Source organism: Algoriphagus algorifonticola, from assembly GCF_007655305.1.
Taxonomy (GTDB): Bacteria; Bacteroidota; Bacteroidia; order Cytophagales; family Cyclobacteriaceae; genus Algoriphagus; species Algoriphagus algorifonticola.
The window spans coordinates 1-11,479 of record NZ_VLOG01000050.1; the positions used below are offsets into that span (position 1 = coordinate 1).

At 44.3% G+C, this 11,479-nt stretch carries 6 protein-coding genes; 3 read left to right on the forward strand and 3 right to left on the reverse strand.

Annotated features, from left to right (window positions below):
• Positions 1 to 337: 337 nt before the first annotated feature.
• The 3 genes from FL972_RS12980 (at position 338) to rluF (ending at position 5,828) form a co-directional block, all read left to right on the forward strand.
• Positions 338 to 1,648, forward strand: a complete 1,311-nt coding sequence (locus FL972_RS12980) for a M23 family metallopeptidase (protein WP_144605889.1) — start codon at positions 338 to 340, stop codon at positions 1,646 to 1,648.
• A gap of 104 nt (positions 1,649 to 1,752) precedes the next feature.
• Complete coding sequence (locus FL972_RS12985) at positions 1,753 to 5,001, forward strand: WD40/YVTN/BNR-like repeat-containing protein (RefSeq protein ID WP_144605893.1); 3,249 nt, start codon at positions 1,753 to 1,755, stop codon at positions 4,999 to 5,001.
• 95 nt (positions 5,002 to 5,096) lie between these two features.
• Positions 5,097 to 5,828: a 23S rRNA pseudouridine(2604) synthase RluF gene (gene rluF / locus FL972_RS12990; RefSeq protein ID WP_175557951.1), complete on the forward strand. Its 732-nt coding sequence runs from the start codon at positions 5,097 to 5,099 to the stop codon at positions 5,826 to 5,828.
• Between the two features lie 60 nt (positions 5,829 to 5,888).
• Here the strand turns inward: rluF and FL972_RS12995 are convergent, their stop codons facing one another.
• The 3 genes from FL972_RS12995 to FL972_RS13005 all read right to left on the reverse strand — a co-directional run.
• Positions 5,889 to 8,309: an OmpA family protein gene (locus FL972_RS12995; RefSeq protein WP_250161353.1), complete on the reverse strand. Its 2,421-nt coding sequence runs from the start codon at positions 8,307 to 8,309 to the stop codon at positions 5,889 to 5,891.
• 2 nt (positions 8,310 to 8,311) lie between these two features.
• Positions 8,312 to 9,286, reverse strand: a complete 975-nt coding sequence (locus FL972_RS13000; RefSeq protein ID WP_144605891.1) for a PorP/SprF family type IX secretion system membrane protein — start codon at positions 9,284 to 9,286, stop codon at positions 8,312 to 8,314.
• Positions 9,287 to 9,298: 12 nt separating this feature from the next.
• The coding region (locus tag FL972_RS13005; protein ID WP_144605892.1) for a DUF7507 domain-containing protein at positions 9,299 to 11,479 on the reverse strand (2,181 nt) is incomplete at its 5' end.

The following is an 11,479-nucleotide window of genomic DNA, read 5'->3' on the forward strand; positions in this document are numbered from 1 at the left end:
CCTATCAGTTCTGAAAATGGCTAAATAGGCCACTTTCTGGTTTTTCTCTTTCAGAAAAAAAAGAGAAGAGGTTGATGCAGAGATGTACCCAATTCAAAGTCTTCTTTTCTTGTTTAGAAAACTTTTAAAAATTCTATGATCAAAAATTAGCAGCTTGATAGTTAGTTAGATTCGGGTAAAAATCACGAAATTTTGAGTTAAATACATTTCCAGCAGGATTCAGGAACAATAATTGTTGTTAAAAGGCCTCCGTTGATCACCAAAAGCTTGCAAAAAAGGGACTTTTTGGCTTGCTTGAAGATTGTTTCGGTTCACCCTCAAAACAAACGAGTTTATTATGAATAAAAAATGGATTGGTATCGCCGCCTTAATTGGTTCGATTGGGGTTGCGGCTTGGTTCCAATTTTCAGAAATGAAATTGAATACTTTCAGTTCTGAAGAGCAAAATCTAAGTGACAGTACTGCGATTGAAAATCTAAACGAGCAATACCTCTATGGCATCAATGTAACGGGCTTGAATATCATAGAAGGTACAGTCGCGAAAAACCAAACTTTAGCCACCATCCTTAGCCCATTCAATGTACCCTATCAAATTATAGACGAAATCGCCAAAAAGTCTAAAGAGGTATTTGATGTAAGGGGAATAGCTACCAACCGAAAGTTCACTGTTTTAACTCCTACAGATAGTTCCAAAGCGAGATTTTTTATTTACGAGCCAAGTCCTTCCGAATATGTAGTATTTGATTTAGATAGCGTTGACATTTACAAGGCAGAAAAGCCGGCAGAATATAGAACTCGAGAAGCTGGAGGAACGATTAATACTTCGCTTTATGTGGACATGACCAATCAGGGAATCGGGCCGGATTTGATTGATATGTTTGCAGATTTGTATGGATGGTCTGTTGATTTCCAAAGCTTGCAAAAGGGCGATAAGTACAAGGTTCAATTCGAAGAGAAATTAATCGATGGTCAAGTAGTCGGAATTACCGATATCAAACTCGCTTATTTTGAACACAAAGGAGAGCCTTATCATGCAATCCCTTTCGAGCAAAATGGAGAAGTAAACTTTTTCGATCAAGACGGAAATAGCTTGAAAAAAGCATTCCTTAGAGATCCACTTAAATATACTCGCATTAGCTCTAGATATAATCTGAGAAGATTTCATCCAGTTCAGAAAAGATACAAGGCGCATCTAGGAACAGACTATGCAGCGCCAACAGGAACAGAAATACGCTCTGTAGGCGATGGAACAGTCATAGAAGCTCGCTACACATCTGCGAACGGCAATTATGTGAAAATCAAACATAATGGAACCTACACCACTCAATACTTACACATGTCTAAAATTGGAAAAGGTATTCGTGCTGGCGCAAGAATCAAACAAGGACAGGTAATAGGTTATGTAGGCAGTACCGGACTTGCAACTGGACCGCACTTGTGTTTTAGATTTTGGAAAAATGGAAAACAAGAAGACTGGTTAAGGGAAAAGATTCCACCTTCTGAGCCGATTCTTTCTCAGAATAAATTAGCTTTTGAAAGCAAAAAGTCAGAAGCCTTAAGATTACTAGCCAATATTCCAGTGACAGGAGAAAACCCTAAGCTTGTAGCCCAGACTCAGGATTTGATCCCTGTTGGTTCAAGTGATTAATAATTAATCGAAGAAATATCCAATATTCATAAGAAGCTGATAGTCCTCCTGACTTTCAGCTTCTTTTTTTTATCTTTCCTATTCAACCACCAAATCTATCTATGATGAGACTAAAAGTTATCGGCTTTTGGATGATCTTACTGACATTAAGTTTTTCAGTCCAAGCCCAAAAAAGATCAACTACTACTGAAAGCTCCCCTTTGCTAAAACAGGATTTTTCAGCTTTCAAATTCAGGAATATCGGCCCGGCATTTACCTCCGGTAGAATTGCCGATATTGCAATCCACCCTTCCAACAGAAATATCTGGTACGTAGCCACGGCTTCGGGCGGCGTATGGAAAACTGTCAATTCAGGTACTACCTGGACACCGATTTTTGATGAGCAGCCTGTTTTTGCAATTGGTTGTGTGACGATTGATCCCAACAATCCCAATAGAATTTGGATTGGAACTGGTGAAAATAATGGAGGTCGTCATATTTCCTTTGGTGATGGAGTCTACCTCAGTGAGGATGGAGGGATGACCTGGACAAATATGGGTCTCAAAGATTCCCAGCATATTGGTAAAATCATTGTACATCCTTCAAATTCAAATATCATTTATGTGGCTTCTCAAGGCCCACTTTGGAATAAAGGTGGAGAAAGAGGCTTTTACCGCTCAGAGGATGGAGGCAAAACCTGGTCTAAAACCTTGGGTGATGATGAATGGACTGGGGTTGCAGATATTGTAATAGACCCAAGAAATCCAGAAGTAATCTATGCCGCTACCTGGCAAAGACACCGAACCGTTGCAGCTTACATGGGCGGCGGAGAAAAAGGAGGAATCCATAAATCCACTGATGGGGGTAAGACTTGGACTGAATTGCAAAATGGACTTCCGAGTGGAGTAACTGGAAAGATTGGCTTGGCCATCAGTCCTCAAAACCCAGATTACGTGTATGCTGCAATTGAACAAATACGCAGATCTGGAGGAGTTTACTTGACCAAAGATCAAGGTGCTTCTTGGGAAAAAATGTCCGATGCAGTATCAGGAGCTACAGGACCTCACTATTATCAGGAGCTATACGCATCTCCTCATGATTTTGGAACAATTTACCTGATCGATGTGAGAATGCAGGTTTCGTATGATCACGGAAAAACATTTTCTCTTTTAAATACATCAGCAACCCACTCTGATAGCCATTCATTAAATTTTATTGAAGGAGAACCGGACTTTTTACTATTGGGAACTGATGGAGGTATTTATCAAACTTTAGACGGAACTAAAACCTGGAGGTATTTTGACAATCTTCCTATTACTCAATATTACAAAGTGGCAGTAGATGACGCTGAACCATTCTATAATGTATTTGGAGGGACTCAAGATAATGGTTCTCATGGAGGTCCTTCCCGTACGGATGATGAAGACGGAATCTCCAATGCACATTGGTCAAGAGTTTTAGGAGGCGATGGCCATCAATCTGCCGTAGAACCAGGTAATCCAGAAATAGGGTATGCTGAGTCTCAGCAGGGATATTTGAACAGATTGGACAGAATCACCGGAGAATCTGTGTTTATTCAACCACAACCTGCTGCGGGTGAAGGCGAGGAAAGATTTAATTGGGATGCGCCTATTCTTCCAAGTCAGCATGTACCTAGTACTTTATATTTTGCATCCCATAGAGTTTGGAAATCCACCAATCGAGGGGATTCCTGGACACCTATTTCAGGAGATTTGACCAAGAAAAAAGAAAGATTGGAACAGCCTATCATGGGTAAAAACCAAAGCTGGGACAATGCCTGGGATGTCTATGCCATGTCTAATTTCAGTTCAATCACTTCATTGGGGGAGTCTCCCGTTAATGCTAATATTTTGTATGCTGGAACAGATGATGGGTTGATCCAATCCACCGTAAATGGTGGTGAAACTTGGAATGCCGTAGAAGTTGGAAATATTCCCGGAGTTCCTGCTAATGCCTTTGTAAATGATATCCGTGCAGACCTATTTGATGAAAACACAGCCTATGTGGTTTTGGATAATCATAAGGAAGGAGACTTTAAGCCGTATGTAGCAAAAAGTACAGACGCAGGAAAAACATGGAAATTGATCAACGGAAACCTTCCGACTCCTTTATTGACTTGGAGAATTGTCCAGGATCATGTTAAAAAAGAGCTTTTGTTTCTAGCTACTGAGTTTGGAATCTATTTCACTCCTGATGGTGGTAAAAACTGGATCGAATTGGAAGGAGGAGTACCAACCATCTCATTTAGAGATATTACTATTCAAAGAAGAGAGAATGATTTAGTAGGAGCTTCCTTCGGAAGAGGTTTCTTCATCTTGGATGATATCAGTCCCTTGAGAGAAATAACAGAATCAACTTTAAATCAGACTGCAAAACTTTTTGAACCAAGAGATGGCTATTGGTATGAGCCTAAAGACACTCAAGAATATATGGGTGACAATTATTGGACAGCACCTAACCCTGAGTTTGGGGTAACTTTCACTTACTTTATCAAAGAAGGAATAAAAACGGCCAAAGCTGAGCGTCAGAAAAAAGAGGCTGAAATGAAAAATCAGTCCATTCCTTTTCCGGGATTTGAGGAGCTGGAGGCAGAAATGAGAGAAAAAAGTCCGGAAATCCACGTAGTTATATCAGATGAGGAAGGAAATATTGTTCAGCGTGTAAATGCAAATACTTCTGCAGGTTTCCATAGAACTGCCTGGGATTTGAGCATGGCCAGTCAGAACCTGATCAACCCTGAATCAATAAACCAAAGAAGTTGGGGAAGGATGATGGCATTGCCGGGTACCTACAAGGCTGTTTTGATGATGCAAAAAGAAGGTCAACTTTCTCAAATGGGAGAACCTGTAAGTTTTGAGGTGAAGCCTTTAAGAAAAGGAGCTTTACCAAGCAAGTCCTTGGAAGAAATCAAATCTTTCAGATCCGAACTTCAGTCTTTCGTCAATGAAGTGACTGCAGGCAATTTGCAATTAACCGAAGCAACAGATCTGATAAAAGCCATGCAGGTTTCCTTATCAAGATCATCTAAACCAGATCCACAATTGATGGAAGAGCTATATAAAGCCGAAAGGGCTTTGTTGAGCCTTGATTCAAAAATCAATGGCAATTTGGCACAAAGAGAGATTTTCGATGCCATGCCACATACTATTTCAGATCGGATTTCTGCAGCATATGGTGGAGCTTATGGAACCTATGGTCCTACAGGAATGCAAAAGTCTTCTCTTGAGGCAGGCAAGAAGGAATACCAACCAATTGCAGAGGAATTAAATAAAATAAGCAGTGAAACAATCCCTTCACTTGCTCAACGATTAAAAGCAAACGGAGCTCCTCCAATAAAAGGCTTGAATAATTAATTTTAAAGCTCCAGTCTAAAAGCTGGAGCTTTTTCATTTCTACTTGCTGAGCAATCTTTCAGGAAAACTTAACTTGCAGCTTCAACCAGAAAATTTTGGAAAAAGACCAATATATCCGGATTAACAAATACCTCAGCGAAGTCGGATTTTGCTCCAGAAGAGAAGCAGATAAATTATTGGAGCAAGGGAGAATTACGCTCAATGGAAAAATACCTGAATTGGGAACCAAAGTAGGTCCTTCCGACAAAGTCGCTGTAGATGGGAAGCCAGTGGGTAAGCCTATTCAAGAGCATACATACATCGCTTTCAATAAGCCTGTAGGCATCGTGTCTACCACAGATACTAAAGGAGAAAAAAACAATATCATAGATTATATAGGTCATCCGGTGCGTATTTTTCCGGTTGGGAGATTAGATAAAGATAGCGAAGGGCTAATTTTTCTCACTAGTGAAGGAGACATTGTCAACAAGATCCTCCGGGCGAGTAATAATCATGAAAAAGAATATGTAGTAACTGTTGACAAGCCGATCGATAAGCGTTTTATCCAACGAATGTCTGATGGAATTCCAATTCTCGGAACTGTCACTAAGAAATGTAAAGTGGAGCAAATCAGCCGATTTAAATTCAGAATTGTATTGACGCAAGGCTTAAATAGGCAGATTAGGAGAATGTGCGAATATCTGGGCTATCAAGTCAAACAGTTGATTCGGGTTAGAATTATGAATGTTCACTTGGATTTACCAACTGGAAAATGGAGAGATCTCACAGAGAAAGAATTGAAAGAGTTGAACCGACTCATAGCAGACAGCAGCAAAACGGCAGAATAAAAAAAGGATCCAAACTGGATCCTCTTTTTTTTGACTAATACTCTATAAACTTATCCTGTATCACATCGTGTTTACTTTCTTCTGTCTACCCGTGTAGGTAAACGCTGATTTGCCTACTCGCAGCTCTGTCCTTCTGTTCAGCTGATGCATAGCAGAGGTACAGCTCACCTGACTGCAGTCATGCACTGGTTTGGTCTCCCCAAACCACTGGTGCTCCATCCTCTCCCCGGTCACTCCGCGCTTGATGAGATAGTCCATCACCGCTTTCGATCTGCGTGCTGACAGCTTCTCATTGTAAGCCTCATCCCCACGCTGATCCGTATGCCCCTCGATGTACAACATCAGGTTCGGCATCCGCTCCAGCATGATCGCCACGCGCTCCAACTCCGGCTTGTGCACCGAACGCAACATCGCCTTGTCAAAGTCAAAATAGATCGTCGGCACCTCACTGATCTCTTGGGTCAATACCTCAAAAATATCCTCCGGGTTGCAAAAGTCCATATCCTTTAACGCTTCCGGAATATCATACTGCTTGGTCGGATCCGGGAAGGCTTCCAGCACCAGCTCCGATCTTCTGTTCAGCTGATGGTTTACCTCCGAACACGGCACCCCGTTCCCGCAGTCATTCACCAGCTTCTGCTCCCCGAACCATTCCAGACGGATGCGCTCGGCAGCAATATTGTATTGCGCCATGTATTCGGTCACTGCCGTCGCACGGTTGTTAGACAGCTTGATGTTGTATTCATCCGAGGCTCTGGAGTCAGTATGCGAGGCCACCAATAGATCCAGGAACGGATATTTCTGCATGATCTCGGCGATCTTGTCCAAGGCTGGCTTCGCGTCCTTTCTGATCACATACTTGTCCAGGTCGTAGTACACAATGTCCACAAAAACCGGAAGCTGATACGGAATCGGCTTCAGCGTATACTCGCGCTTCACCGTATCTCCCGCAAAGCCTTTGGTGGTGATTGCGTTATCTGTCAGCGTAAAATAGCCCGGCTTGGAGATCGTCAGTGAAAAGTCACTGTCCGGCTCCAGTTCTGCTGCCAGTGCTCCCGTCCCGTTCCGCTGCGTCTGCACATTCCCGTTCTGGGTATTGTCACGCAACGTTGCCATATAGCTGTCTGTCATGATCAGTCCGTCGCAGTCGATCACACGTGCCAAAAACTGCTTGTAAACCTCCTCGATCAGGTACAGATCATCCAGACCCATTCCCCCACTGCGGTTCGAGGCCAAATATATCTCTCCGTTTTCCAGCTCACGATAACCAAAGTCATCGGCTAGCGAGTTGATCGGCATCCCCATGTTCTGAACGTTACTGATACCCGATGGGCTAAAGTCCGCCATATACACATCCATACCGCCCACTCTCGGGTGACCGGTCGAAGAAAAATAAAACTTATTCCCTTTTCGGAACGGATGAGTGTCATCACCCGATGAATTTACCGCCGCTCCCGCGTTTACCGGGGTGGCGAACACCATGTTCTCATCGTAGGCAGAATAATAAATGTCATATCCCCCATAGGACTCTCCCCATACTCCGTCCTGACGGTCGGAAGCAAAGTACAGTCGCTTCGACTGTTCGTCTATGAAAGGGTGCATCACCGAGTAAGCCAGCGAGTCGTTGTATGGAAAGGCCATAAAGCCTTCCAGCGTCCCTTCAGGGGTTACCTTGCTGTAGTAAATCTCCGGCTGAACCAGCAGATCCTTCCTGTTCTTCCTCATACTGTTGAGGTCACGGGTCACCGAGTAAAACAGCAGGCCCGCTTCTTTCGCATAACTAGGATCCGAAAAATTAAAAGTTCCCGGCACATTCGAGATCACGCGGGAAACCTCCCCGTCTTCACCCTGCTTGTACACACTGAAGTAGCTCCGGCCCGTATAGTCACTCATCCCTTCGCTGTAAAGCTTGTTCCGGCCATCTATCCTGATTCCTGGCATCTTACGCTCTACCGAAACCCCTCCTCTGTCAGATACAAAATATTTATTTCCCGATGCGTCCTTAGTCATCAAAAAATCCGACGCAGACGAGTTAAGCTCCTTCACGTTCTCCAACTTCACCTTCTTCCTGCTCGCAGGGCTGATCAGCTGCTCCAAATTCTGCTTCAAAGAATCCACGTTCACTTCCTTGCCCGCCAGATCGCTCTCCACAGCATCCATCCGGCCGGTACGTTGCGCCGCCGACAGGTATTTTAGGTAGTCAGTATCACCCGCCTCTTCATAGCTCACAGCATTCTTCCACCATTCGTAGCTCCCGTCGTAATCACGCACCGTCTCATGTGCCTCGGCCAGCTTCACCGCCAACTCATAGCTCGGCTTCTTCGCATACGCCTCCTTGTACTGCTCGATTGCATGCTCATAATTCATCAGTGCCATCTGCTGATCCGCATAACGGACCTTAGACTTTTGCGCTTCCGCTACAGTCACAGCTCCCAAAATTATACCCGCTGCCAGGCTCAATATCGTCAATGTCTTTTTCATAATCAGAACCATCTTTGGTTTTTCATTACTGCTTTTCTCGGAATCATATAAAAGCCTACCGAAAGCTCATGCGAGTTCGTCCTGTAGTCCTGCAACACGTTCAGGTTGTGGTCATACGCATAGCCCAAACGGATCCTGTCTGTCGCAAAGATCTCAATGATGGTCGCAAACGCATTCCTGTTCGAAAGGTTCTCTGGAAGATTCTCGTTCCAGATCTTCAGGTTCGATCGATAAGATCCCCCTACCCAGATCCGTTCCCCGAACAGAAACATCGCGTTCAGGTCGTAATTCGTCGGAGCACCCTTCACCTCCTTGATCAGGAAACTCGGCTTGAACTTCACCGTACCCCCCAGATCAAACAACGCTCCCATCGTCAGATAGTAGTGGAAATCATGGTAGGCCAAAGCAAAATCCTCCCGCTCCAACGCACGCTTCCCGATCATGTTGTACACACTGAAACCCGCATAAAAACGGTCACTGTGGAAAAACAATCCCGTGTTCAGGTTCGGGGTAAACAGGTTGATCCGTCCCTCCGGAATGTTCGGATCCGGAAAATCATTCGGGTCCAGCCTGCTCCCGTCTATCGCATACTCCGATACCCCCGCACTCACACCCAGTCCCAGGTAGCTCCTCGCTCCCGTCTGGATTCGGTACGCATAGGTCAACAAACCCGTGTTCGTACGCGCAGGTCCGATGTTGTCACTCAATATCGAAATCCCAAAGCCCATCGTACCCTCGTTCGCACTCAGGTCCGCCGTCACCGTGAACGTCTCCGGACTGCCCGGGAAACGGATCCACTGTGTCCGGTACGTACTCTGGATATACGGCTCCCCCTTGTAGCCCGCATAGCCAGGATTCACATGCAGCCCGTTGAATATGTACTGACTGAACTGCGGAAGCTGCTGAGCAAAAGCCCCTGTGTAAGCCCAAAGGGCTATCAACAAGGTCAATCCAAATATTTTAAAAGTCTTTTTCATAACGCTTCTTGATTAATCATTTTTTATTACCTGGATCCAGCCTTTGAACACATGTTCTCTACCTTGACTATCTAGCGTAACAAGGATGTAGAAGTAAGTTCCTGCCTTTTGGCCTGGAGCATTCCAGTCGTTTCTATAATTACTTTGCTCAAGCACATGATCACCAAATCGATTAAAAATGGTTATCTCATTGCTAACAAACTTTCCAAGACCTTGTATCTCGAAGGTATCGTTCAGTCCGTCATTGTTAGGTGTGATCACATTCGGAATATGGAACGGCCTGATCTCAGTCACATCGCTATCCTGATTGTCTGACTCATCTGTGTCGTCCTCGTCTGCTCCAACAATTACCGTGTTGGTAACTGTGCCCGCAGCTCCCGCTTTCACACGAACTCTAAACACAATCCTCGCATCGGCAGGGAAGAACGGTATCGTCCAGGTTATCGCTGAGCCCGATACATTCACATTCACTTCCACATTCGCACTGTTGCTCTCCACACGATTGCTCAAATAAGTCACTCCGTTTGGTAGATTATCCGTGATCACCACGTTTCTGGCATCTGTACCACCTTGGTTCACTACCACAATTTCATATTCAAACTCGTCTCCCTCGAACACCTCATCACTCAGTGCTTCTTTGGTCACACCAAGATTAACCTCATCATTGAGTAATCTGAATACCACAAACGCATCATCATTATTATTCGGGTTGGCCACCTCACGCAACACATAGCGTAAAGTATATTCTCTGGCCTCATTCACTCCCGGGATAAGACTCAATTCGCCATTTTCATCAATCAGCAAACCAATGATTCCATCCAATTCCGTGAATTCAAAGTCCACATCCGCAGGATCAGGTCTCTGGCCATCCAACAGATCGTTCTCCAGAATGTTGCCCAGTCTACCGCCGTAGCTCACAAAATAAGTCCCGAAGTCGTCATCATTGGCTATGATTTCGCGGATACCTACTCCGATGCTCACTTCATCCTCATCTCCAATCTCTTCACCATCAGGAGTTTCTCCGATTACATTAGCCACATTCACCAGACTACCTCTATCCAGATCTTCCTGGGTCACTTCATAAGTAGTCTCAATTGTCACGCTTTCTCCAGGAGCCAATGCCTCGATAACTTCGTTCAATCCGGTTAGTGGGTCGCTTACCACAATGTTGGTCAATGTCACATTACCTGTGTTGGTCACAACCAACGTGTAAGTTATCGTTTCACCCAGATCTCTGATCTCAGACTTATCGCTGCTCTTCACAATGGAAATTCCAGGTTCTGGCGTAATTGGTGTGGTCACCGAATCATTGTCTGTTGGGTCGTCATCACCAGGATTTGGACTTTCACCGGTTACGCTAGCCTCATTGGTTACCTCACCGGCATCCACATCATCCTGGGTTACAGGATAAGTGGTTTCCACAGTTTTGGTTTCTCCCGGCTTCAAAGTTCCGATGTTCACCACCAAACCTGTTTTGGTATCCACAACCGTCACATTGGTCAGAGTCACATTACCGGTGTTGGTAACCGTGATCGTGTAAGGAATCTCCTGACCTGCTTCAGTAATCACTACATCATTATCAGTGATCTCAATCTGGATATTCGGATTCTGGTCTGCAGGAACTATCAGTGTATCCGTATCAGATACCTCTTCCTCTCCTGCATTACCGCTTACAGAAGCAGTGTTCTCAACCTTACCGTTATCTATGTCTTCTTGGGTAACCGTGTATTGAGTTTCAATTATTACTACACCTCCTACTTCAATTGATGGGATGACTTGATTTAATCCCGTCAAAGGATCAAGAACATTCACATCCGTTAAAGTAATAGTGCTAAGATTTCTAATAGTAAGAGTATATGTAACTATCTGACCTGCTACAGTAACTGAATCAACATCAGCTGTTTTTTCGATAGAAATCAAGCAAGTATTTAGCGTAAGCGTTACAGCTGTTCTCTCAATACTTTCGCAACCTGTAGTATTATTTATGGATGCAGCATAATATGTGACAGTTCCTACCTCGCTAAGCGTAGGGTCTACAACCTGTCCTCCTTCAGGAGAATTATACCAGACAATTGAGAAGCCTTGTGGAGCAGACGCTGAAGCAGTTAAGGTTTGACCTTCTTGTATAAAGCAGGTTTCTTGATTACCTCCAGATACCGGAGCAGCAGGTGCTGCGTTGATCGTCAAGGTCAC

Excerpts from the sequence above, each read along its gene's own strand:
- FL972_RS12980 (WP_144605889.1), top strand. The coding sequence starts at position 338 with ATGAATAAAAAATGGATTGGTATCGCCGCCTTAATTGGTTCGATTGGG.
- FL972_RS12985 (WP_144605893.1), top strand. The coding sequence starts at position 1,753 with ATGAGACTAAAAGTTATCGGCTTTTGGATGATCTTACTGACATTAAGT.
- FL972_RS12995 (WP_250161353.1), bottom strand. The coding sequence starts at position 8,309 with ATGAAAAAGACATTGACGATATTGAGCCTGGCAGCGGGTATAATTTTG.
- FL972_RS13000 (WP_144605891.1), bottom strand. The coding sequence starts at position 9,286 with ATGAAAAAGACTTTTAAAATATTTGGATTGACCTTGTTGATAGCCCTT.